Consider the following 23,703-nt stretch of genomic DNA (forward strand, 5'->3'; position numbering starts at 1 on the left):
ATTGCCCCTGGTCCTCACAGAGACCGGAACTGCCGACAGTTTAGAACAATTTGTTCTTGACTATACTGACAGCGGTGATGGAGATGGAGACACGGCGATTCGAGCGGATTCGGGCCCTCCGGGAGGACGCGGACCTGACCCATGCGGCGGTGGGGCGGGCCATCAATGTGCCCCAGCGGACCTATGCCTATTATGAGAGCGGACAGCGGATGCTCCCGCCCCAGGTGCTCTGTGCCCTGGCAGACTTCTACGGCGTCAGCGTGGATGATCTGCTGGGTCGGACGGACGTCCGGGAGACGAACCGATAGAAAGACGCCCTCCGGCGCAAATCTTCGCGCCGGAGGGCGTTCTGCTTATCTTCTCCGTCCGATCCGCAATGACACGGCGCAGCAGACCATACCCACGGCGCCCAGGCCAAGGCACAGTCCCAGCATGGCGCCGCAGCCGCCCCAGTCCACGGCATAGCCTGCCAAGAGGTTGCCGAACATGGCCCCCAGGCCGTTGGAGGCCATCATCATCACCGACTGGCCCTGGATCCGGTCCGCCTGGGACACGTTCTCGTTGGCGTAGTACACCGAGGCGGGCGTGAACAGGCCGTAGCCCAGCATCTGGACCGGCTGGACCGCCAGCAGCCACCACAGGTCCGGCGCCAGCAGGAAGAAGAGCGGCTTGAGCCCCATGAACACCACGGACAGCGCCAGAGTTCCGCCGCTGCCCAGCCTCCGGTGCAGGGCCGGGAACAGCAGGGCTGCCGGCAGCTCCGAGGCGGCCATCAAAAACAGGACCAGGCCCAGATGGCTCTCGTCGCCGCCCTGCTCGCCTACCAGGGAGACCATGAAGCTGACGATGGGCATGACCGCCGCCAGGGCGAAAAACACCGCCGCCAGCATCCAGGCAAAGGAGCGGCTGGAGCGGATCAGATACCACACGGAGTGGGGCCGCTCCCCCTCGGCCAGCGGCGGCAGCGCCTCCTGGGGGAAGGCCGGAAAGGCGGCGGAGACCAGGATCATCAGTATCAGCAGGCCCAGGTGGGTCCACAGCAGCGTCTCCACCCCCAGGGCCGCCGCCTGCCGTCCCAGCAGCACGCAGGACACGGCATAGGACAAAGAGCCGAGGCCCCGGCACAGGCTGTACCGCACCTCCAGCCCCACGCTGATAAACTGCACCGCCATGGAGTCCAGCAGGGGATAGGCGTTGAGTTCCAGCACGCCCAGGGCCAGGAAGATGGCCGCCATGCCCCAGAAGCCGGGACGGGCGGCGATCAGCACGCCGTTGACGGCCAGGGCTGCCAGCAGGCACACCACCAGAATCCGTTTCAGAGGCACCGTCCGGTGCCGGTCGGCCCAGCTGCCGATCAGGGGCTGGGCAAAGATCCCCGCCAGACACCGGATGGCCACAAAGACCCCGGCGTCCGCGCTGGAAAAGCCGCGGTTCAGCACCAGGGCGGTCTGGTATCCGGCAAAGGCTGCGAACATGGCCCAGTAGACCAGGTGCAGCAGGATGTACAGCCCGTTGAGCCGCCGCAGGGAGGGAAACGCGCTCACGTCCGTGCCCCCCAGGCGGTCAGCGCCCCCAGCAGGGGCTCGAAGTCCACGCCCTCCCGCATGGGCAGGCCCTCCGCTGCCGTCCGCTCCGCGCAGAGCTTCACGAAATCCACGGCGGCCCGGGCGGCCTCGGTCAGGCTGGCGCCCTGGACCAGGGCGCCGGTGAGGACACTGGCGAACACATCTCCAGTGCCGTGGAATTCCCGGGGCACCCGCTCCGTCTGAACGGCGTGGACGCGGCCGTCGGCGGCGTCAAAGCACACGGCGCCGGTGGCGTCCTCTCCGGCGGCGGCACCGGTCAGCACCACGGAGCGCCGGCCCTCCAGACTCAGCTTTTCCACGATCTCCCGGCAGCCGGCCTCTCCGGCGGGCAGGTCCTCGTAGGGGATGCCCAACAGCAGGGCCGCCTCGGTGAGGTTGGGGGTGATGACGTCGGCCTGGGCGGCCAGGTGGGCGGTGCCGGCGCACATGGCGGGGGTGTAGGTCTGATAGACCTTGCCGTGGTCGCCCATGACCGGGTCCACCACCACGATGGTGCCGTCGGCGCAGAAGTTTTGGATAAAGTCCTCCACAATGCCGATCTGCCGCTCGCTGCCCAGAAAGCCGCTGTACAGGGCCCGGAAGCCCAGATCCAGCTGCTTCCAGTGGGCGGCCACCTTGGGCATCTCGTCGGTCATGTCCAGGAAGGTGAAGCCCTCGAACCCGCCGGTATGGGTGGAGAGAAAAGCAGTGGGCAGGGGGCAGCACTGGACGCCCATGGCGGAGAGGATGGGGATGGCCACGGTCAATGAGCAGCGGCCGAAGCCGGACATATCGTGGATGGCGGCGACGCGGGGTGTCATCATGGCGGATTTCCTCTTTTCAGCAGAAAACTTCGTAACGGGTCCTATTTTAACGCAGTTTTGCCTATTGTTCAAGAGTAGGGAATGTGTTATACTGCACATATCCCGGCGCCCGGCCCATCCGCGGACGAGCCGTTCTGCCGGAGACCGCCGTCGTGATCCGCGCCTGTGATGGAATTGGTAGACATGCGAGATTTAGGTTCTCGTGCAGCGATGCGTGTGGGTTCGAGTCCCTTCAGGCGCACCAAAAAAGAAAGGCATCTGCTGAACTGATAAGCCCCATAGGTACACAAAGTGAACCTGTGGGGCTTATCGCCGTGTATGGGAACAGGGTATGTGAAACTTCACATACCTTGTTTTTTTCTTTCATGACTTATGAGAAAACGAGAGGAAATTTTCCCGCACTATAGCACTATATAAATGGATAAAATGTAAACAGAGAATATGATTTTTCAGTCCATATCTTTGTTAACAGGTTTAGGATTTTTAAAATGGTTTGCAGATCTTGAAATGAGTGGAGTCAGCCAATAATGAAGGCGTTTTCAAAGACAACCTCCAGGTTCCTCAAGTTTATGTACGTCTTATCGTTTCACCGAGTACCAACCACATGGCGAAGCCGGAAACAGGTCAGTATGAGGGCAGAGTATTTTAATTTTTCAAAAAAACGGCGGCTTGAAACTTGCTATTTCAAAACCGCCGCAAGGCTGCTGTATTGTGTTTTGGCGTGTGAATACCCAGCCGCCGAAACAACGGTTTTTTTTATTATTCCGTTGAGCGACATTTCATTGTTGTATCTATAAATCGTGAAATATGGGCGACATATTTTTGTAAGTGCAAAATTGCGTATATCCCAAGCCCTTTAGTAATTCTTTGGTTTCTTTTATGTAAGCCCCTAAATGTTCCGGTTTATGGCTGTCACTGCCAATCGTTATAATTTTTCCCCCAAGCTCCCGATACAGCTTTAAGATGTCCATAGATGGCGTTGTATCAGAAAGACCATATCTGTATGAGGAAGTATTGATTTCGATCCCTTTGCCATCGGAGATGACGGTTTTTAATATCTTTTCTATCAACGGCTTGATGTTCTGAAATGGGTAAACGCCGTTTTTATCGTAACGCACAATCAGATCCATGTGTCCTAAAACACTGTATTCTTTGTATTGCTGTACGACCGCGAGCATTTCTTCATAATATTTTTCATTGTATTCCTGCTGTGTTTTCCCACGCTGAAAATCCTGTGTCCAAAACTCCAGATTTCCGACCTGATGAATAGACAGTATAATAAAATCAAAAGGATACTTGTGAAACAAGGTACGGAACATAGGAATCGTATGTGTTTGTATGCCAAATTCCAATCCCATCTTTAGTCCAATTTTATCTCCGTACAAATATTGCATTTCTCTTATTTCTTCTATGTACTGAGGATAATATACATTTGCAAGAGGTTCACCATTTCGATATTTAATTTTTTTCCCGCTTTCCCAGTCGGATTTTACACCGTAGTCAACATGATCGGTAAAACAGATCTCGTTTAATCCAAGGCCAATCGCATCGGTTACAACGCTTTCCATAGGATAAACAGAATCGTCACTATATTCTGTGTGCACATGATAATCGGCTAACATTTTTTCCCTCCATTCTGCCTGTTGTAATAAATCGGCTGATATTTACTCGTAACCGGCATATACCATATAATTGATAAATCTGAAATAATCATCTTTATCGGACAGGAATACATCAATTCCTTTCTCTTTCCGAATTTCTGTTTTCAGCAATTCCATATCAGCATTTTCTTGTGATAAGTCATAGAGCCCGTGCCCTGGGCATAAGAACGATACCTGCCCTTGGCTTTTTTGGATTAGACGGATCAGTTTTTCCTCGTTCGGAATGTAAAGAATTTTAATATGCAGCATTTCGATCCCTCCACTTTAAGGTCACTTTTAAGAGTTTTTCGTGCATCAGTACCATGAGGGTCAAAATAAGCAGCAGATAGAGCGGCAATAGCGAAACACTGATATGGTTTGCAATCAGCCCGAAAACAGGCGGCATTAGACAGGTGCCCACATAGGCAGACGCCATTTGCACGCCAATAATTGCCTGGGATTTATCCGCTCCAAAACGATCCGGCGTGGAATGGATAATCGACGGATAAATAGGAGCACAGCCTAAGCCAACCAAAACCAGTCCGGCCAAGGAACCGCTTTCTCCAAATGGAAGAAGCAAAAGCAGCGCGCCCACAGCCACGATTGCCTGACCCAATCGAATCATCTGCGTATCATTTAGCTTTAGCGTCAAAAATCCGCTCAACGCCCGTCCTACGGTGATCCCCACAAAAAACAGACTGGCAAAACTGGCCGCTGTGTCCTCAGCCAATCCACGGTACAGTACAAGATAACTGCTTGCCCACAGGCCCGTTGTCTGTTCCACGGCACAGTAACAAAAAAATGTAACCATGACCTCTTTTGCACCCGGAATGGAGACGATCTTTTTCAGAGAAAGAGGTTCTCCTTTCTCTGTATCAATTTTTACATCTGCCGATGTTCTGTTTTTCCACAGCGGCAAACTGAACATAAGAATAGCGGTTAAAACAATTTGCAGGATCGCAACATAACGATACCCCATGTTCCAGGAGCCGCTATCGCTTAAAGCATATCCCATGACATAAGGCCCCAGGGAAGCGCCGACACCCCACATACAGTGAAGCCAACTCATGTGCCTGCTGGCGTAGTGAAGCGCGACATAGTTATTGAGTGAAGCGTCTACACTCCCGGCGCCAAGCCCATAAGGAATAGCCCATATACACAGCGCCAAATAAGAATGACTGATTGAAAAGCCAAATAAAGCGGCGGCTGTCATCAGCACACTAAAAGCGGTCACTTTTCCTGTCCCGAATTTTTTGGTGAGCCGGTCACTTTGCAGGCTCGAAATAATCGTGCCTACCGCAATAATCATGGAAATTCCACCCGCATAAGAAACGGGAACGGAAAACTCCTGATACATGGACGGCCACGCTGACCCTAAGAGGGAATCAGGAAGCCCCAAACTGATAAAAGCAAGGTAAATAATTCCTAACAACAACTGAAACATTGTATTGTCCTCCTGTGTTTTCCTTTACTAAAAGAATACCGCCAATCCACACTTGATACAACTCATATATAGCCGCATAATATAATAAAACCGCCGAACAAAAGGAGGGGGCATACAATGGCCTTACAGGAGTGCGGATTAAATCTAAATCGAGTATCAAAAGAATTACAGCCGCATGGAACGATTGACTTTCCTTGTGCCGGATATACTTCTTTTCATACAGAGCGACAGGAGGACATGATACCGTGGCATTGGCATGATGAAATTGAACTTGTCTATATGGCAGAGGGGAAAATGAAAGTCAAGACACCGTCTGAATCCTTTCTATTGGAACGTGGCGACCTGGTTGCCATCAATTCGAATGTCCTTCATTCTGCTTTTGCGGTTGGGGAATGCCGTCTGCGTTCTCTTGTTTTCAGCCCCTCGCTTATCACAGGAAATGACAATTCTATTTATGCCAAAAAATATATTCAACCGCTTATATCCTGTCATTCCTTTTCTGGCTTGCTTATTGGTGATGGAATGGAAGGCACCACAGTTTGGTTTAACGCCGCCTTTGAAGCACTGGAGCAGGATGTACGCGGATTTGAATTTATCGTCCGGGAAAATCTTTCCCGCATTTGCTTTTACTTGTATGAGCAGTTTGAACAACAGCTTACCGAAAAGGAACAGCCTCTCGATCAAGATAATCTACGGATTAGGAAAATGCTTGAATTTATTCACAAAAATTTTGCGGATAGTCTGTCATTAGCAGATATTTCAAATTCTGCTGATATTAGCGAGCGAGAATGTATGCGTTGTTTTCAAAAAACAATCCAGATTTCTCCTGTCCAATATTTGCTAAAATATCGCATTATGCAGGGAGCAGAAATGCTACTTGGCGACAAGGGGAAAAGCATTTCAGAAATAGCGGCGGATTGCGGATTTGACAGCCCCAGCAATTTCACAAAATTCTTTCGTCGGTATTATAACTGTACACCTCGCGAATACAGACAAAAACAAACAGAATGATAGCCTCCTTCCTCAAGAGCAACGTTTGGCTCCTCATTCACCTGCGTAGGGGCAATCGATGATGTGCTCATCGGTGGCAGGAAACTCTAAATCAGGAACACCCAGATGAAAGAAGGATTGGATCGGACGCTCACGGAGCCTGTGGCGGCAGAAGCCGTACTGGACCGGGCCGAAGACTTGGGTATATCAGAGCGCACGCTGATGATCTCCAAAAAGAATTTGGTTGTGCCCTTATAGAAATGGAGGAACCAGTGGTACTGACAGATCCCAGAGCAAGGCTGTAAGGATGTAACGACCTAAGGGCTTTGCATCCTTGCAGTCTTCTTTCTCCGCAGATAACTGCCACAGGAAAACGGCAGCCCCGCTGGGGAGATTCTTCCCTTTGAAGAGGGCAAGTGCCTCCCAGCGGTGCGGAGTATCCTGACTTCTTCTACCGAATAGCCCAGGACGGTCCCCCCGTTTATGGTGGGCTTTTCTATATTAACTCTCAGCATTGACAAAAGGGAACGTTTGTTCTATACTAAATTCAGGCGAAAGCCAAGAACTCGCAGCTTTCCGGTGAGGTCCACACCCCGGTGGGACCTCAGACATTCATGGGCCTCGTAGGGCACCATAACCACCCTGAACGAAGGGAACATCCATGAAGGTCTTCAGTATTTGGCGCTGTACCGGCAGCGCGGGTGTGCGCCTTTCCGTGGAGAGCGGAAAGGACACGAATGGACGACTCTGTCGTTGTTCTCTACAATGGGGAGCCAGTATCGGTGCCAAGGGAGGTTGCGGAATTTCTGGAGCAGGAGCGGAAACGGGAGCAGGCGCAGGACAAGCGGGACGAGAGGCATCTGAGTAGAAGTGAGTTTGAAACGGTGCTGTCCTGTCTTGGAAACACCGACCCTCCCGTGGAAGAAACTGCGATCCAGGCCCTCCAGCTTGAAACTCTGCGAAAGGCCGTCCAAACATTAGACGCCCAGGAGCAAAACCTGATCGCCCTGCGCTATGGTCAGGAGCTGACCATGGAGGAGATCGGGAGGCTCTGCGGCATGTCGAAAATGGCGGTATCAAAGCGGCTGAGAAAGCTCTACGAAAAGCTGAGGAGCTCTGTCATATGACAGGGCTCCCCGGCTTTTTTCTTTCTCTGGGCATGCTATTCGCAGGCTCCGCTCTCGTCCATACCGGGCGGGAGCAAAATTTTTCCCAAAGATTTTTCATTTTCTGGTTTACAAACTGCTTCTGAGTGTCCTAATGGGTGAAGGGCAAATTTTTCGAATCGGAAAACCAGCTGATGGCCGCAGCTGGGATTGCCCTAAAAGAAACTCAGAAAAGAAAGAAGGGCGAACATGAATCCAACCCCGTTGACCTATCTGGACGCCGAGACTCTGATCAGCACCGTCCTGCCGCCCATCCGCTTTGTCGTAGACAAACTGCTCCCCCAGGGCCTGCACATCCTGGCTGGAGCGCCGAAGGTGGGAAAATCCTGGCTGGCTCTGTGGCTCTGCCTATGTGTCGCCAAGGGAGAGCCAGTCTGGAATTTCCCTACTCTTCGGGGCAGCGTCCTCTACCTCTGCCTGGAGGACAGTTACTCCCGCATCCAAAACCGTCTGCTGGATATCACAGATGACGCCCCCGCAGGCCTGTGCTTTGCCACCATGTCCGAGAAACTGCATAGCGGGCTGGTGGAGCAGATCGAGGGATTTCTTGCGGAACATCCAGAGACTGTGCTGGTGGTCATCGACACCCTCCAGCGCATCCGGGCCGTGGGAAACGAGGCAAATCCCTACGCCAGCGACTACCGGGATCTGGGTGTGCTGAAGGAATTGGCAGACCGGCACCGCATCGCCATCCTGCTGATCCACCACCTGCGGAAACTGAACGATGAAGATCCCATGAACATGATCTCCGGCACCACCGGCATCAGCGGAGCCACGGACACCAACCTGGTGCTGAAAAAGGGGAAGCGCAGCGGCAGCACCGCCACCCTCTACTGCACCGGGCGGGACATCGAGTACCAGGAGCTGGCCCTGGAGTTCGACCGGAACACGCATCTATGGAATCTGGTGTCCAGCGGAGAGTCCATAGAAGAAAAACAGGACGAAGTCCTGCTTTCTCTTTCTGCTTTTCTCTCAGAGCGCCGAGAGTTTACCGGCACTGCCACGGAGCTGGCAGAGGCGCTGGAGCCCTATTGCAGAGAAATAATACTTCCCAATGTGCTGATGAAACACCTGCTCCGCCGCCAAGAGGAACTGTCCCGCATGGGAATCGCTCTCCAGAGCAGGCGGACTCGTGACCGGCGGGAGCTGGCGTTGACACGAGCCTGTGACGGCAATGACGGCAGTGACGGGAAAAACGATACGGAGCCAGTGCCGGATTTGTTGTCACAGCCGTCACAGCTGTCACCGTATCAAACAGATATTTCCAAGGAAGGTAGTGAGGAGAAATGAACCGACTGGAGAAAGATTTGAAATTGCTTTTGGATTCCTTGGCGGGCCGCTGCACGGCGGAAACCATGCACTCCGTCATGGAGACAATGAAACAGTCTATGGATGACGAGGAAATTCCCCCAGCGAATGCAGTGAGATCCTTCATCCAACACCCGGAACAGCCGACGGAATTGACCGCCTTTCAGCAGGCTCTTGCGATGGACAGCCTGCTGGAACAGGCGGAGGTAAATTTCCGTACGCTCTGCGATCTGCTCCGTTACCACTACTGGAAACAGGCCGGAGCGGTCAGCTCCGTAGACGAGTTTCTGGAGCTGTTCCGGTAAGACCTTGAGGGAGGCCGGGGATACGGATTCCTCCCTTTCGGGAGGGCAAGCATCGCGTCCGGCTATACGCCGGCCACCGTTCCGGGGCGCTGCCCCGAACCCCAGTTTTGGGGGAACGATGTAGGAAGGAGTATCCATGCAGAGAGAAAAGAAAAGCGAGATCATCACCCTGCGGGTGACACCGCAAGTCAAAGAACGCATCAGGGCCAAAGCCCAGGAACTGAGCCTGACGGTCACCGACTACCTGTGCCTCTGCGGTCTGGGCAAGAAGATCGTCCGGGTGGATGGACTGGATCAGGTGCTGTCCGAGCTGAAGGCCCAGGGGCGGAATCTCAACCAGCTCACCACCCTGGCCAACATGGGCAAGATCGCCGTGGTGTATGGGGATCGACTGGCAGAGGGCTACGCCCAAATCAGCGAACAGCTCCGGCAGCTGATGCGGGAGGTGACTTGAGGTGGCCACCTTCACCGCCGTCAAGAACCGGGGCAGAGGCCGGGGCGCGCTGGGCGGGGTGCTGCGGTACAGCCAGCAGGACGAAAAGACACTGTGGGAAGGGCAACGGTTGGTGACCGGCTGGAACTGCACCGCACAAAGTGCCCTCTCCGAGATGCTGCTCACCAAGGAGCGGCATCGGAAAACGGACGGGCGGCAGTACTACCACTTCGTCCAGTCCTTTGCGGAAACGGACGACCTGACGCCCCAGGAGGCCCACGCCATTGCTCTGGAGCTGGCCCAGAGGGAGTTCCCCAACTTTGAAGTGCTGGTGGCCACCCACATAGACACCGACCATCTGCACAGCCACCTGATCGTCAACAGTGTCAGCTTCCAGGATGGCAGGAAACTCCACCAAAGCGCCGCCGACCTGCAGGCCCACCGGCTGACCAGCGACGAGATCTGTGCCGCCCACGGTCTGGACATCCTGCCGCCGCCTGAAAAACAGGTCAAGCAGAAACGCATGAGCAGCCGAGAGTATCGCTCCGCCACCAAGGGCGAGAGCTGGAAGTTCCGGCTGATGAACACTATCGATCAGTGTATGCGGTATGCCGCCACTAAAGACGAATTTATTTCTCTGATGGAGAGCGAGGGCTACCAGGTGCGGTGGACGGACAGCCGGAAGAACATCACCTACACCACCCCGGAGGGCATGAAGTGCCGGGACGACCGGCTCCACGAAAGAAAGTACACCAAGGAGGTCATGGAACGTGAATTCCGAATCCGGGCAGAGATTATCCGTAGAAGAACTGAAACAGCTGAACCAGCCGCCGGCATCGTCCGTACCGGCCACGCCGACGGATGCCCCCACGAGGCAGAACTGGGACGATCTGCTGGCGGCGCTCACGGCCCTGTACCAGCTGGAGAACACGAACAGCAACCGGCTGGAGCGCCTGGAGGCCAGCGTTGCGGCACAGGAGGCTCTGTTTCGGGCGTTGAGCCGTCAGGTGGGGCAGCTCCCCACCCAGGCTCAACTGGAGGCGCTGGCGCGGGATGTGGCCCAAATGAGGGCGGAGCTGAAACAGGCTGGGAAGAAGAAAGAACTTTCTGTTTCTCCTCCCAGTCTGAAAACGGCGCTGTCCGTGCTGATCTGGCTGGCCCTGATTTTGCTGGGCACGCTGGTGGGAATGGTGGTCTTGCGAACGATCTGGTCCGGCTTGGCCGCGCTCTGGAGCGCGGTGCGGACGCTAATCCCGTAAGGGATGCCACCACCACGCACCAGCACGGCGACCGGAAGGCCCTCCGCAAGGAGAGGGAAAAGAAGATCGCCCTCGGCCACAAGGAGGACGATCATGAGGAAGAACCAACTTGGCAACAGACCATGAGCTGAGGCCAACCGTTCCCTGATATGGGAAGAAAGGCGAATATGAAAAAAGATTACGAGGAGTATCGGGACACCGGCGTTCTGGGCGGCTACCACCCGGAGATGGCCGTACTGCAGGAGCAGCGCGGCGGAGAAATCCTGACCACATTCCGGGACACCAATTACCAGCAACGGGAGGATCACCTGGAGAGCCAGCGGGAGATGCTCATCCGGGGGAAGGTATTCCATGTGACCTCTGTGTTCCCCAACCAGGCCATAGCGACGCCCACGGATAAGCTGCTCTCCCTGATTGACGCCGAGTTCGCGGATCAGGGCCACAGCGCCTGATGTTTCGGTAGACTTGGGGGAGCCGGTGGGGTATACTGTCCTTACCCCATACCGGCTTGCCCCAGGAAAAGGAGGTTACAGAATATGGCAAGCCAAAAATATAATATCCTCTATGGCCGGCTCAGTCAGGAGGACGAGCGGCAGGGGGAGTCAAATTCCATCTACAACCAAAAGCTGTTTCTGGAGAAGTACGCGGCAGACAATGGATTTGAGAACACCCTGTTCCTGGCCGACGACGGGTACTCCGGCACCAACTTCGACCGGCCCGCGTGGAAGAAAATCGTGGAGATGATCGAGGACGGTGAGGTGGAGACCCTGATCGTCAAGGATCTCAGCCGACTGGGACGAGAGTACCTGCAGGTGGGCCAGCTGACGGAGCTCTACTTTCCAGAGAAGGGCGTCCGGTTCATAGCGGTCAACGACGGAGTGGATTCCCTGGTGGAGAGCAGCAATGACTTCAACCCCATCCGCAACTGGGCCAACGAGCTCCACGCCAAGGACACCAGCAAAAAGGTGCGGGCCATCAAGAAAATGCAGGCGGAGCGCGGGGAGCGTTCTGGCTCCAAACCACCCTACGGGTACAAGAAGAAGGATAAGGATTCCAAAGAAATTGTGCCGGACGAGGCGACTGCCCCCGTGGTATGCCGGATCTTCGAGCTGTGCGCTGCCGGGAGAGGCCCCAACCAGATCGCCAGAATCCTGACCAGGGATCAGATTTTGAACCCAACCAACCAGTACTACCAGGACACAGGGACGGCCTGCAACCACCTGGACACGACCCGCCCCTATAGCTGGAGCGGCAAAACGGTAGCCAATATCCTGGAGAACATCGTCTACCTCGGCCACACGCTCTCCTTGTGGCGAACAACGCTTTCCTACAAGAACAAAAAGCAGATCCACAGACCGGAGAGCGAGCAGATTTTGGTGAAGAACACCCATGCGCCGCTGGTGTCTCAGGAGCTCTGGGAGATCGTCCAGGAGGTGCGCCGGCACAAACGCCGCCCGCCCAAGCACATGGAGGAGCCGAATCTATTCTCTGGCTTGGTCTACTGCTCCGACTGCGGACAGTACCTGGTGCTCTGCCGGACAGAAAAGATGCGGGAGGATCAGTACTACTTCCGGTGCTCCACCTACGGTAAGCGTGGAAAGGACGCCTGCACCCCTCACCAGATCCGGGAGATCGACCTGAAACAGATCGTACTGGACGATCTGCGCAGGGTAACCCACTTCGCCCGGATGAAGGAGCGGCAGTTTGCTGAGTACATCAACCAGAAGAACACACTGGAACTGCGGCGGGAGATCAACCGTGTGCAGAAGGAGCTGGATGCCATGCGCCGCAGAGATGGGGAATTGAGTGCCCTGTTCAAGCGGCTCTATGAGGACAACGTGCTGGGGCGTGTGACCAACGAGCAGTTCCGGATGCTCTCCACCGACTACAACGCCGAGCAGAAAGAGCTGGAAACGGCCATCCCCGCGAAGGAGGAGCAGTTGGAGAGGCTGAAAGCCTCGGTCGCCAATGTGGACGCCTTCATCGAGAAGGCTAAGCAGTACACCGCCATCGACGAACTGACGCCCCAGCTGCTGCGGCTGTTCATCCAGCGCATCGAGATCGGGGAGCGCACGAAGAAGCACTCCCGCTCCGCTGGCCAGAGCGTCCGGATCGTGTACCGGGACATCGGTGCGCTGGACACGCCCATGCGGGAGGGCGACCACGCACCGCGCATGGCGAAACAGATCACAGAAAAAGAAGAAATCATCCGATTGCTGGCATGAAAACACAGAGGCGGACGGCTTCCGCCGTCCGCCTCTGTGCCTGACAATTCACCCAGTTCAGAAAATGTACCTATGGGAACCATCAGAAAGCAGATGCCTTTCTTTTTTGGGGTTCCGCCGCCCAAAGGGCGGCTCCACCCTCCGGTGATTGGAATGCTCGGGCGAAGCACCCGCAAGGGGCACACCGCATCCGTAAGGCGGCAAAGCCGCCAACGGCTGCGCGGTGAATTCGCCCTGCGCCGAGGTTTTGCCTGCGGCAAAACGCTCGTACGGCGCAAATGCGCCGCCGGCCAGAAGGCCGGTTTGCCAGTTCTCCTGCTGCTGACTCAATTATGGAAAATATCGATTTTAATCGCCCCTTGCAAAAGAGGAGGACATCCGTATGGATGCCCCCCTCTTTTGATGTATTCAGCAGGTGTGGCGGTTTTCGTAATCCACGATCGCGTCCACCTTTTTGCCGGAGCGCTCGTTGTACTCGTACGTGCAGCTCAGGTACGCGGCGATCAGTTCCTTTGCCAGCATATTGCCCGTGACCTGACTGCCCAGTGTGATGATGTTGCAGTTGTTGGACAGGCACGCCCGCTTGGCGGAATAGACGTTCAGTACGTTTGCCGCATAGGCGCCCTTGACCTTGTTGGCCGCCATCATGACGCCGATGCCGGTGCCGCAGAACAGGATACCGCGGTCAAATTCCTTCGCCGCCACAGCCTCCGCCGCCCGGATGGCGACGTTGGCATAGATGGGATCGTCGCTGCCGAAATCCGTCACCTCATGGCCCAATTCCCTGACGAATTTCATCATTTCCTGCTTGAATGCGGCGGCATTGGGGTCGCAAGCCATTACAATTTTCATTGGAAACCCTCTTGTTCTCTAGAGAATACCGATGACTGGCTCAGTCAAACTTCTGCCCTTCCAGCGGGTACTGCGGGCAGCCGAATTTCTTTGCCCACCAGCTGGTCATCAGGGGAGCCAGGATGCAGCTGACCACCACAGACGCGGCCACCTGGACCGTCGCCGTCTCGGCAACAGCCGCCAGAGAGGGATCCACCACCGCGATGGCAGCCGGGACGGCTACGGCGTTGCCGGCCGTGGTCGCCACGCCCCAGGCCGCATACCCGGGACGGCGGCTGATAAAGCGGTCGCACAGGCAGATGAACGCGCCGCCGATGAACACCGTGGTGAGGCCCAGGACGATGCCGGAGATGCCGCCCTTGACCACATTGACCAGATTGATGCCGGTGCCCAGAGCAAAGCCGATGATGGGGATGATGGCAGAGCCCATGGGAGAGAACAGGTCCCGCATGTCGTGGTCCAGATTGCCGATAATCATACCGGCGGCCACGGGAATGATCGCCGCGATCAGGGACTGGAAGGGAATGTCCGCCAGACCGGAGGCGCCCAGCGCCACCAGAGTGAAGAAGGGGCCGTCATTGAGCGCCAGCAGGGGGAAGCAGCCGGCGTCCGCGCGGTCGCCGTAGTTGCCCATCAGTGTCAGATATACGCTGCCGTTGCTGTTGGTGACTGCGCTGATGATCGCCAGGGAGGAAAGCCCCAGGAAGCCGGCGGAGCCGAAGATCTTGCCCACCAGAATGCCGAGGCCCGCGCCGATGATAAACTTCGAGATCAGGAGCACGCCGCCGCGCTTGAGCACCTTGCCCATGTCGCCGACCTGCAGGGCGGTGCCCATGCAGAACAGCTGCGCGCCCAGCAGGGTATTGGTGCCTGCGCTGGAGAACACCGCCTGCGTCAGTCCGCCGATCTGCCAGATATTCGGGAAGATCGTGGTGATGATGCTGCCCAAAAGGAGCGGGACTACCATCATTCCGGCAGGAACCTTTTTCAAGAACTTCATAATCATAAATACTTCCCCTTCTTTTTTCTCTCGCTTTTCTCTGTTATCTGTTTGCTTCCAGCAAGATCCTGTTTACAATGTCGATGCCCACCTCGTCATAGCCGCAGAAGCCGCCTTTGACGACCACCGGCATGCCGTCATAAGAGCCTGCCAGCCGGCCTACATCGATCTGGGGAACGATGTTGTCCACGGCGCGGATATAGACAGTCCCGATCATTTTGCAGACGCTTTCCATCGTGTCGCCTCCGGTCAGGAGCAGTCCCGCGATGCGCTCGCGCCCAAATTCACGCAAAACGCTGTCGGTGATCTCCGCCAGGCCGCGGTTGATGCGTGCGGAGCTCTCACCCTGCGCATAGCCATGCCGTTCGTCCTCCTCCCTGAGATTGACCAGGGAGTCGTGGAGCGCCGTCTCCACCAGGAGCACCTTCGGAGGATTGGGCGCGCGCAAAACGCCGCGAAGTTGGACGAGGGTCTGCGTGACCTCCGCCGTGTGTTCCTCCTCGTCTCCCAGGAGGCGGTTTGGCGATACGCTGACGCGCACAGACGCCGGCTCCGCCTGGAGAAGAAGCTCCATCTGCTTCTTCGTGTACGGATTTGCGGAGCCTGCAATGATCAGTGCGGTCTTTCCCTTTGCCGGCTCCGCAGCGTCCTTCTGCGCCGGCTTGTCCTCGCTGGCGATCCCCCGCGCGACTGCGAGCTTCATGGTAAAAGCGCCCGGATCCACCGCCAGGATGTTCCAGTTCAGTTCCACGCAGGCATTGGCGATCTCCGCCTCATGGGCCATGCTCACCGCGTCCAGGATGAAGAATTCCGTTCCGGCTTCACGGCTTTTCCGCAACGCCTGCTGGATGGCCTCGCAGCCCTGCTGTACCACCGTTATGGGGATCAGGTCCACCTTCCGCCTGGTCTGCTTTTGGATGATGGCGGGCACATAGCATTCCGTGACGGGAGTTTTCACATCCTGCGCGACGGAGGTTTCGTTCAGAATGACGCTGTCGATGACAGAGTAGCCGCCCACGCAGATCCGTTTGGACGGCGGCATGGACGTGACCATGACTGCGACCGTGTCGCCGCCCAAGACGTCCAGCATGGCGTCGGCCTCGTATCCGATGCCGCCCCGCATGGTGGTGTCGATCTTTTTGGAAAAGTACCGCACCCCGGCCGCCTTCAGGGCCAGTGTGGTGCTCTTCACTGCCTCATATGCCGCCTGGGGAGGGAGCGCGCGGCTGCTGGTGCTTACGTAAATGGCCTCCAGCTTTTTTGCCTCGTCGTTTCCGGCCATCGTCTCCGCATTGAGAAACAGCCCGGTTTTCACGTGGGCCTTTGCCATCATCATTCCTGCGCTGGCTGTGCCGGTGAAGTCGTCCGCTACTACCCCGATCTGAAGCATTACGCTCCCTCCTTCGCTCCTGTCAGCTGCACGGCAAAGTCGATGGCGTTCAGCAGACTCAGCTCGTTCGCCTCGCCGTTGCCGGCGTGTCCGTATCCGGTTCCGTGGTCCACGGAGGAGCGGATGATGGAAAAGCCCAGGTTGACATTGATGCCGGAGACCGCATCCCACTTGCCGGCCTCCTTGTTGTAGACAAAGCCTTCGATTTTGCAGGGGATGTGTCCCTGGTCGTGATACATGACGATTACGATGTCGTACCAGCCGCCCAGTGCCTTGGAGAAGATGGTATCCGGCGGCGTGGGCTTTTTCTCGGGGATGTTGATGCCCTCCGCCAGAGCCTGGTCGATGGCGGGCTGGATCTCCTCGATCTCCTCCCGGCCGAACATGCCGTTTTCGCCGCTGTGGGGGTTCAGGCCCGCCACGCCGATCTTGGGGTTGGCAATGCCGATCTTCTTCATGGCGTCGTTGGCCAGCCGGATCACGTCGAGCACGCGGTCCTTCTTGACGCGGTCGCAGGCCTCTCTCAAGGAGCAATGGGTGCTGACGTGGGCGACGCGCAGGTCGTTGTGTCCCAGCATGGTGCACCACTTCTCCGCATGGGTGTAATGGGCATAGACTTCGGTGTGGCCCACAAAATGGTGCCCGGCCATGTTGATGGCCTCCTTGGAAAATGCATTGGTGACGGTTGCGTCGACTTCACCCTTCATGGCAAGGTCGATGAGCTTGACCACATACTGAAAGCTGGCCTCACCGCCCAGCACCGTGGCCCCGAGGCCGAAGGGCTTGGGATCCTTGGGGTCTCCCGGGATATCCTCCCGCTTGATCAGCCCCATGTCATACACGTCGATCACGCCCGGAACGTACTGGGCCTCGGAGATCGCGTGGATCGGACGGATCTTCACGTCGAACCCGGACAGCGTTTTCTGGACGGCTGCCGCGTACTCCATTGCGCTCGCATCGCCGATAATGACCGGCCTGCACATGTCATACAGCTTTGGATCCTTGAAGATCCTGACCGAGATCTCCGGCCCGTTCCCGAAGGGATCCCCCATTGATATGCCTACAATCGGTTTCGTTCCCACAACTCCGTCTCCTTTCGATGTCGTAAGTTAAAATTATGACTAATCATATAAAACAAAAGATTTTGACTTATTTTTTCTTTTGTTTGATATTTTACTTATAGCACAATATTCGAATAGCTTCAATGATTTCCGCGGCTTAAAATTTACCAAAACTTCGTAACGTTTTTTGTGCGTTTGCGCAAACGAGACGTGTTTGTTTCGGGGCGGCATTTGCACAAACAGACTTCCCGCACGCTTTGCCCTGCGGCGGAACCTGCGGAAAACGGTCCGCCTGCATGGTTCCCGGCCGCGCGTTTCGAACAAAGGCCGCCTTGTATAAGCGGGAACGGCTTTCGCCTGATTCGGGGCTGCCTAAGTCACCGAAAGCAGGGGAGGTCCGCGGGGCCGGAAAGGGACCGTGCTCGGGAAAACCATTTGCAAACGGCGGGGAAACCTGATAAAATTGACCTAGCTTCCGGTATTTGCGGCAGGTGCATGTCCGGCGCCCGAGCCCCTGCAGCGGGCAGGAGGATCGGGTGAAAAGACGCCTGCTCTCCGTGCGCCGCTGTGCGGGGCGATGGCGGGATCCCCGTCCAACGGGACCGGGGCCTCCGATCCGGTGAAGAAGGCCCAGCTGAGCGTTTGAGGCCGGCCGCCGGCAGCGTGATTCTGCGGCTGCATGGGGCCGGACTGCCTCCGGCGGGGATTGGCGCGGGACATCAACCAGGAACAGGAAAGATCGATATGAAACAGGAAGAAAGATTGAGAACGATTCTCAGAGAACTGGAGAATACGGGGGAAGTTCGGGTCACGGATCTGAGCAGGCTGCTGCAGTGCTCGGAAGTGACGATCCGGGGGGATATCAAGCGCCTTGATGAGGAGGGACGGCTGAAGCGGACTTACGGCGGAGCCATCCGCAGATCCGCCGGGATCTCCGTTTCCTTCCGGCCGGGCCTCTACTATGAGCGAGCCGCGCAAAAGCGGGCCATCGCCCAGAAGGCATACACATATATCGAGGACAGGGACACCATCATGCTGGGCGATTCCACGACCTGCCTGTACCTTGCGGAATGTATCCAGAAGGGTCCGGAAAAGCAGGTGTCTGTCATCACCAACTCCCTTTGCGCGGCTGCCATGCTGGTCTCCTGCGATCATGTGACGCTCTTTGTGCTGGGGGGAAAGGTGTTCTCCGAGTCTCCCAACATGCTGGACGGGATCACGGCGGCCCAGGTGCGCAGATACCATGTCAACAAGGCGTTTATCGGCATCAACGGCATCAACCTGAAGGTGGGACTTACAGCGGCAGGCGCCCCGCAGCTGGAAGTGAAGCGGGAGATGCTGGCCTGCGCGGACCGCACCTTTGTGCTGGCGGACAGCAGCAAGTTCGGCAGCAAGGACCTGTTCATGGTCTGTTCGGTGGATGAGATTTACAGCATTATTACGGATAACGAAATTGAGGAATCCTATGTAAAAGAGGCGGAGAAGATGAATGTGCGGGTTGTGATCGCATAGGGAGATCAAGCCCGGCACTGCGGCATCCGGGGCATGGGGAGCGTGTCTCCTGCGGGCAGAAACGCTGCCGAGCTTCCGGAACCGGCAACAGGAGGGGCCGGCCCGGGCCTGTTTCCGCTGCATACGAAACAAGGAAGGCGCGAGAGTTCTCGCGCCTTCCTTGTTTCCTTTTGCTGCTGTTGGATGTGCGCCGCCTGACCTGCTGTGCGCAGGAATGTGTCAGCCAGGCGTCTGCCAAGGCTTTTTCGCGGTCACGCAGAGCCAGTTGCGCCGGGAGACGCGGTCTGTGCGTACCTGGCAGAACCCCGCGGACCGCAGAAAGCGCTCCAGCTGCCCTGCGGTGTAAATCTTCATGCCTTTGATGATGGCACACCATTTTTCCTGAGCGGGATCGGAGCCGTCGGCTTCATTGCAAATCAGAAAGCAGCCGCCCGGTTTCAGGACCCGAAGCATCTGGCGGAAGCTCTGCTCCGGCTCCGGCCAGAAATAGACGGTCTCAAAGGCGGTGACCAGATCGAAGGCGCTGTCGGGAAAGGGAAGAGACGCCACGTCTCCCACCGTGACCCGGCAAAGGCCAGCGGCCACGGCCCGGCGGTTGACCTTTTCTGCTTTGGCTGCGCTTACAGGGGAGTGGTCCAGCCCAATGACCAGCCCGCCGGAAAAACGCTTCCGCATGGCGGCCATGTTGGCGCCGCCTCCGCAGCCTGCATCCAGCACCAGGCTGCCGTCCTTTAACTCCAGGTGCTGCATGCCCCAGCGGGCCACGGAGGCATGGCCCCGGTTCATCATGGACACCATGATTTTTCCGCCCAGGCCCTGCGGGTTTCGGGTGTGTTCAAAGAAATTGCGCATGATCGCTTGACCCTCCTCGTTTGTGTGGATTGAACTTCCGCTGTTCCCCGCAGGGTCCCCAGCCGGCGTCCAGCGGGAACACGGGGCGGCTGCGGATGATATGCAATGGTGTTAGTTTAAACTAACCATATGCGGATTGTAGCACGCTGTCCGGCAATATGCAAGGGGTGACCGGCGCAAATCCTGTGCGGGTTTGTGCCGGCCAATTTATCGGATTCCAGGCTTGCAATTTTCTGGATAACGTAGTATCATATAGTTAGTTTTAGCTAACTATATATCCTCAGATCCAGCATAAAGGCAGGTAAGTTCTGATATTGACGATTGGGAGAGCAATATGCTGAGTGAATTTTTGACAAACGGAGGACACGGCTTGATCCGGTGGAGCGGCGCTATGCCGGGCGTACGGATCTGTCAGTTTGAACTTGAGGAATCCTGGGCGGAAAAAATGCGGGCCATTCCGATTGCGGGGGTGCCTGGCCATTTTGAGACGTTTTTCTGTCAGGGCGGAAGCGCCATCGCCGAACGTATGCATGGCCGCTCCGGCAAGGTGAAGGCGGAGAACGTCTTTTTGCTCTCCGATGTGTCCGGGTTCCGCTCTTTTAAAATCAGCGGAGATTTGAAAGGGATTTTGGTATCGGTGGATGGCGGGGCGGCCCGGGGGAGCTTCTTTTCGGCCTGTTCGGCCATGGGGCTGACGCTGGATACCGGACTGGTGAAGGAACGAATGGATGCGCAGGGCGGGTGCTTTGTGATGGCGGACTCGCCATGGACCCACGCGGCGTTCCGATGCCTTGCGTCTTTGCCGGATGACGCCCGGGGACGGTACTGCGTTTTCAAGGCCGTGGAGCTTTTGTATCTGCTCTGTACCAGAGATTGGGGAAGGGATCTGCCGCTGCCGGCAGAGGGCTATGTCTCACAGAGCATTTTGGACGTGAAGCAGTACATGGAGACGCATTTGTCGGAGAAAATCACCATTCCTGCTCTGAGCAGGCGGTTTTCTCTCTCTCCCACATCCCTGAAAGCGGATTTTCGCCGTACGTATGGACAGCCGATCCATCGCTGGCTGATCGGAGTGCGCATGAAGCATGCGGCAGAACTGATCCGCTCCACGGGCCTGTCCAATCAGGAGATTGCCCAGGCGGTGGGATATGAAGGAGTGAGCCAATTCAACGCAGCCTTTAAGCGGCACTATGGGACGACGCCCGGGCGGTTGAGAAAAATGTCGAAAGCCGCAATTTCACGTCTGTTTTAGCAAAGACAACCGGCCGTGTTCTCTGTTACGATATCTGCACAAATCCATTACGTTCGGCACAAAAGGAGTGACACTGATGAGGCGGCATCGATTTTGGGCCTGGGGTGCGGTGTTCTGCATGATCATGGTCATGGTCACCGGCTACAAACGAAAATAAGGGAAGGGAAGGTTCGATCATGAACGTTTACACGAAGCTGGCCTGCTTTGCGGGCGGTGCGCTGTTTGGGTCGGTCGGCATCAGGCTGCTGTCCAGCAGGGACGCGAGAAAAGCCTATGTCCATGTCACAGCCGCCGGTCTGCGGATGAAGGACTCTGTTCTGGGGACCGTGACCACGGTCCAGGAGAATGCCGCAGACATCCTGGCCTCCGCCAGGGACCTGAATGAGACGCGCACGGCGAAGGAGGCGGAGGAGACCGCCGCTGCCGAGCTGGTGAGCGAAGAAGCCTGATATCCGCAGAGGGAGCCGCTTGCGGCTCCCTCTTTTTCGGAAAGGAGAACGCTATGAACGCAACGATCCTGCATGAGAGCCGGGGCCGCATCCGGCTCAGGCTGCGGCAGAGACGGATGACCCTTGTCCAGGCGGACCTGCTGGAGGCCTGGCTCCGGGAGCAGTCGTGGGTGCGGCAGGCCGCTGTCCATGAGCGCACCTGCTGTGTCATCGTGTATTATGACGGAGACCGACGGGCCGTGCTGGAGGCTATCCGGCGCTTTTCCTGGCAGGAGGCGGAGCAGACCGTCACGCTGCCCGCCCGCAGCAGCCGGGCGCTGAACCGGGAGTTTGAGGAAAAGCTGGTGGGTATGGTGGTATGCCGGGCGGCATGCACCCTGTTCCTGCCGCCGCCGCTGCGTATTGCCCGTATTCTGTGGCACATGATTCCCTTTGTGGGGCGGGGACTGCGCTGCCTGTTCCGCCGCCGCATCAGAGTCGAACTCCTGGATGCCCTGTCCGTCTCCCTTTCTGTCTGCCGGGGCGACTTTGAGACGGCCGGGACCGTCATGTTTTTGCTGGAGGCGGGTGAGCTGCTGGAGGAGTGGACGCGGAAAAAATCCGTGGAGGATCTGGCGGCGTGCATGTCGCTGCATGTGGACCGGGTCTGGCTGCGCACGCCCCGGGGCGAGGCACTGGTCCCTGTTTCCCAGATCCGGCCGGGAGACGCCGTGGTGGTGCGCGCCGGGGGGATCATCCCGGTGGACGGTGTGGTGCTGGAGGGGGAGGTCACCGTCAATCAGGCGTCCCTCACCGGGGAGTCCATTCCGGTGCCCAAGCGCCCGGGCGGAGCGGTGTATGCCGGGACTGTGGTGGAGGAGGGGGAGTGCGTGCTGGAGGTGAAGCAGCCCTCCGGCCAGAGCCGCTATGACCGGATCGTGCGCATGATCGAGCAATCGGAGCAGATGAAGTCTGCCGCCGAGAGCAAAGCGGCGACGCTGGCCGACCGGCTGGTGCCCTATACCTTTGCGGGGAGCCTGCTGGGACTTGCCCTCACCCGCAGCGCGGCCCGGGCGCTGTCGGTGCTGATGGTGGACTTCTCCTGTGCGCTGAAGCTGGCTATGCCGCTGGCCGTCCTCTCCGCCATGCGGGAGGCTGGCCGGTCCCATATCACCGTCAAGGGCGGCAAATTCCTGGAGGCGGTGGCCGCGGCTGATACCGTCGTCTTTGACAAGACCGGGACCCTGACCCATGCCTGTCCCAGAGTGGCCCGGGTGGTTCCCTTCGGGGGCAGGGACGAGGGGGAGATGCTGCGGCTGGCCGCCTGTCTGGAAGAGCACTTCCCCCATTCCATGGCCAACGCCGTGGTGGAGGAGGCCCGGCGGCGGGGCCTGATCCACGCGGAGTACCACTCCAAGGTGGAGTACTTGGTGGCCCACGGGATCGCCAGTACGGTCAATGGGGAGCGGGTCCTCATCGGCAGCGCGCATTTTGTGTTTGAGGATGAGGGCTGCCGGATTCCAGAGGGGGAGCAGGACCACTTTGAGGCGCTTTCGCCGGAGGATTCCCACCTGTATCTGGCTGCGGGCGGACAGCTGGCGGCGGTAATCTGTATCTCCGATCCGCTGCGGGAGGAGGCGAAAGAAGTCCTTGCCTCGCTCCGTGCCCTGGGTATCACCAATACCGTCATGCTCACCGGGGACAGCCGCCGTACGGCTGCTGCCGTTGCCGCCCAGGTGGGTGTGGACGAATTCCGCTCTGAGGTGCTCCCTGCGGACAAGGCGGAGTATGTGGCCCGGCTGCGGCGGGAGGGACACACAGTCCTGATGGTGGGCGACGGCATCAATGACTCGCCGGCCCTGTCCGAGGCGGACGCCGGCATCGCCATCAGCGGCGGCGCGGCCATCGCCCGGGAGATCGCGGACATCACCATCGCTGCGGACAGCCTGTGGGAGCTGGCGGAGCTGCGCCGAATCGCCATGGCGCTCATGGCGCGCATCCACTCCAACTACCGCTTCGTCATCGGATTCAACGGCGCCCTGATCGCCCTGGGCGCGGCCGGGATCCTGCCTCCAGCCGCCTCCGCCACGCTCCATAATCTCTCCACCCTGGCCGTCAGCCTGCGGAGCATGAGCGCTCTGCCGTCTGCGCCGGGCAGATAACGGAGCGGCCTGTCAAAGTTCCTTTGACAGGCCGC

The 23,703-nt window shown here is 57.5% G+C and carries 24 protein-coding genes and 1 tRNA gene; 14 read left to right on the forward strand and 11 right to left on the reverse strand.

Annotated elements, in window-relative coordinates; translation table 11 throughout:
* The first annotated feature begins 77 nt into the window (after positions 1–77).
* Positions 78–308, forward strand: a complete 231-nt coding sequence (locus ACVDHE_RS08865; protein WP_458884350.1) for a helix-turn-helix domain-containing protein — start codon at positions 78–80, stop codon at positions 306–308.
* Between the two features lie 45 nt (positions 309–353).
* Here ACVDHE_RS08865 and ACVDHE_RS08870 read toward each other — a convergent pair whose 3' ends face one another.
* Positions 354–1,544: an MFS transporter gene (locus ACVDHE_RS08870; RefSeq protein WP_458884351.1), complete on the reverse strand. Its 1,191-nt coding sequence runs from the start codon at positions 1,542–1,544 to the stop codon at positions 354–356.
* On the reverse strand, positions 1,541–2,389 hold the full coding sequence (locus ACVDHE_RS08875) for a pyridoxamine kinase (RefSeq protein ID WP_458884352.1): 849 nt from the start codon (positions 2,387–2,389) through the stop codon (positions 1,541–1,543). Before ACVDHE_RS08875 ends, ACVDHE_RS08870 begins: the two co-directional genes overlap by 4 nt.
* A gap of 159 nt (positions 2,390–2,548) precedes the next feature.
* Between ACVDHE_RS08875 and ACVDHE_RS08880 the strand changes: the two genes are divergently transcribed.
* Positions 2,549–2,633, forward strand: a tRNA-Leu gene (locus ACVDHE_RS08880).
* A 547-nt stretch (positions 2,634–3,180) separates the two neighbouring features.
* Here the strand turns inward: ACVDHE_RS08880 and ACVDHE_RS08885 are convergent.
* From ACVDHE_RS08885 to ACVDHE_RS08895, 3 genes are read right to left on the reverse strand one after another with little or no spacing between them, the layout of a single operon-like run.
* Positions 3,181–4,011 carry a histidinol-phosphatase HisJ family protein gene (locus ACVDHE_RS08885; protein WP_458884353.1) on the reverse strand — a complete coding sequence of 277 codons (831 nt, stop codon included), beginning with the start codon at positions 4,009–4,011 and terminating at the stop codon, positions 3,181–3,183.
* Positions 4,012–4,053: 42 nt separating this feature from the next.
* A complete protein-coding gene (locus ACVDHE_RS08890; protein ID WP_458884354.1) occupies positions 4,054–4,299 on the reverse strand; it encodes a hypothetical protein in 246 nt (81 codons plus the stop codon).
* Positions 4,286–5,473 carry an MFS transporter gene (locus ACVDHE_RS08895; RefSeq protein ID WP_458884355.1) on the reverse strand — a complete coding sequence of 396 codons (1,188 nt, stop codon included), beginning with the start codon at positions 5,471–5,473 and terminating at the stop codon, positions 4,286–4,288. Before ACVDHE_RS08895 ends, ACVDHE_RS08890 begins: the two co-directional genes overlap by 14 nt.
* Before the next feature lie 117 nt (positions 5,474–5,590).
* Between ACVDHE_RS08895 and ACVDHE_RS08900 the strand changes: the two genes are divergently transcribed.
* The 8 genes from ACVDHE_RS08900 to ACVDHE_RS08935 all read left to right on the forward strand — a co-directional run bounded on the left by ACVDHE_RS08900 (position 5,591) and on the right by ACVDHE_RS08935 (position 13,159).
* Positions 5,591–6,484, forward strand: coding sequence for an AraC family transcriptional regulator (locus tag ACVDHE_RS08900; protein WP_458884356.1), 894 nt, complete (start codon positions 5,591–5,593; stop codon positions 6,482–6,484).
* Positions 6,485–7,200: 716 nt separating this feature from the next.
* Positions 7,201–7,590, forward strand: coding sequence for a sigma-70 family RNA polymerase sigma factor (locus ACVDHE_RS08905; protein ID WP_458884357.1), 390 nt, complete (start codon positions 7,201–7,203; stop codon positions 7,588–7,590).
* A gap of 228 nt (positions 7,591–7,818) precedes the next feature.
* Positions 7,819–8,919 carry an AAA family ATPase gene (locus tag ACVDHE_RS08910; protein WP_458884358.1) on the forward strand — a complete coding sequence of 367 codons (1,101 nt, stop codon included), beginning with the start codon at positions 7,819–7,821 and terminating at the stop codon, positions 8,917–8,919.
* Positions 8,916–9,242 (forward strand): hypothetical protein, encoded by a 327-nt coding sequence (locus tag ACVDHE_RS08915; protein WP_458884359.1) that lies wholly within the window; start codon positions 8,916–8,918, stop codon positions 9,240–9,242. Before ACVDHE_RS08910 ends, ACVDHE_RS08915 begins: the two co-directional genes overlap by 4 nt.
* A 136-nt stretch (positions 9,243–9,378) precedes the next feature.
* Positions 9,379–9,696 carry a plasmid mobilization protein gene (locus ACVDHE_RS08920; protein WP_458884360.1) on the forward strand — a complete coding sequence of 106 codons (318 nt, stop codon included), beginning with the start codon at positions 9,379–9,381 and terminating at the stop codon, positions 9,694–9,696.
* 1 nt (position 9,697) lies between these two features.
* A complete protein-coding gene (locus ACVDHE_RS08925; protein ID WP_458884361.1) occupies positions 9,698–11,065 on the forward strand; it encodes a relaxase/mobilization nuclease domain-containing protein in 1,368 nt (455 codons plus the stop codon).
* Between the two features lie 36 nt (positions 11,066–11,101).
* The gene (locus tag ACVDHE_RS08930) at positions 11,102–11,386 is read left to right on the forward strand and encodes a hypothetical protein (RefSeq protein WP_458884362.1); all 285 of its coding nucleotides are present in this window, start codon (positions 11,102–11,104) and stop codon (positions 11,384–11,386) included.
* 84 nt (positions 11,387–11,470) lie between these two features.
* Positions 11,471–13,159 (forward strand): DUF4368 domain-containing protein, encoded by a 1,689-nt coding sequence (locus tag ACVDHE_RS08935; RefSeq protein ID WP_458884363.1) that lies wholly within the window; start codon positions 11,471–11,473, stop codon positions 13,157–13,159.
* A 57-nt stretch (positions 13,160–13,216) separates the two neighbouring features.
* Here ACVDHE_RS08935 and ACVDHE_RS08940 read toward each other — a convergent pair whose 3' ends face one another.
* The 5 genes from ACVDHE_RS08940 to ACVDHE_RS08960 all read right to left on the reverse strand — a co-directional run bounded on the left by ACVDHE_RS08940 (position 13,217) and on the right by ACVDHE_RS08960 (position 17,453).
* A complete protein-coding gene (locus ACVDHE_RS08940; RefSeq protein ID WP_458884364.1) occupies positions 13,217–13,489 on the reverse strand; it encodes a hypothetical protein in 273 nt (90 codons plus the stop codon).
* A 78-nt stretch (positions 13,490–13,567) separates the two neighbouring features.
* Entirely contained in the window at positions 13,568–14,011 is a 444-nt protein-coding gene (locus ACVDHE_RS08945) for an RpiB/LacA/LacB family sugar-phosphate isomerase (RefSeq protein WP_458884365.1), read from the reverse strand.
* 40 nt (positions 14,012–14,051) lie between these two features.
* Positions 14,052–15,017: a 2-keto-3-deoxygluconate permease gene (locus tag ACVDHE_RS08950; RefSeq protein WP_213037755.1), complete on the reverse strand. Its 966-nt coding sequence runs from the start codon at positions 15,015–15,017 to the stop codon at positions 14,052–14,054.
* Positions 15,018–15,054: 37 nt separating this feature from the next.
* Positions 15,055–16,401: a four-carbon acid sugar kinase family protein gene (locus tag ACVDHE_RS08955; RefSeq protein WP_458884366.1), complete on the reverse strand. Its 1,347-nt coding sequence runs from the start codon at positions 16,399–16,401 to the stop codon at positions 15,055–15,057.
* Positions 16,401–17,453, reverse strand: coding sequence for a PdxA family dehydrogenase (locus tag ACVDHE_RS08960; RefSeq protein ID WP_458886168.1), 1,053 nt, complete (start codon positions 17,451–17,453; stop codon positions 16,401–16,403). Before ACVDHE_RS08960 ends, ACVDHE_RS08955 begins: the two co-directional genes overlap by 1 nt.
* A 753-nt stretch (positions 17,454–18,206) precedes the next feature.
* On the opposite strand from ACVDHE_RS08960, the gene ACVDHE_RS08965 reads away from it, so the two are divergent.
* Positions 18,207–18,974, forward strand: a complete 768-nt coding sequence (locus tag ACVDHE_RS08965; protein WP_213037757.1) for a DeoR/GlpR family DNA-binding transcription regulator — start codon at positions 18,207–18,209, stop codon at positions 18,972–18,974.
* 219 nt (positions 18,975–19,193) lie between these two features.
* Here the strand turns inward: ACVDHE_RS08965 and ACVDHE_RS08970 are convergent, their stop codons facing one another.
* On the reverse strand, positions 19,194–19,826 hold the full coding sequence (locus tag ACVDHE_RS08970; protein ID WP_458884367.1) for a class I SAM-dependent methyltransferase: 633 nt from the start codon (positions 19,824–19,826) through the stop codon (positions 19,194–19,196).
* A gap of 334 nt (positions 19,827–20,160) precedes the next feature.
* Between ACVDHE_RS08970 and ACVDHE_RS08975 the strand changes: the two genes are divergently transcribed.
* The 3 genes from ACVDHE_RS08975 (at position 20,161) to ACVDHE_RS08985 (ending at position 23,668) form a co-directional block, all read left to right on the forward strand.
* The gene (locus tag ACVDHE_RS08975; protein WP_458884368.1) at positions 20,161–21,078 is read left to right on the forward strand and encodes a helix-turn-helix domain-containing protein; all 918 of its coding nucleotides are present in this window, start codon (positions 20,161–20,163) and stop codon (positions 21,076–21,078) included.
* A gap of 176 nt (positions 21,079–21,254) precedes the next feature.
* Positions 21,255–21,527, forward strand: a complete 273-nt coding sequence (locus ACVDHE_RS08980) for a DUF6110 family protein (protein ID WP_458884369.1) — start codon at positions 21,255–21,257, stop codon at positions 21,525–21,527.
* A gap of 53 nt (positions 21,528–21,580) precedes the next feature.
* Complete coding sequence (locus ACVDHE_RS08985) at positions 21,581–23,668, forward strand: heavy metal translocating P-type ATPase (protein WP_458884370.1); 2,088 nt, start codon at positions 21,581–21,583, stop codon at positions 23,666–23,668.
* Positions 23,669–23,703 lie beyond the last annotated feature (35 nt).

This window comes from Dysosmobacter sp. Phy, assembly GCF_054476235.1.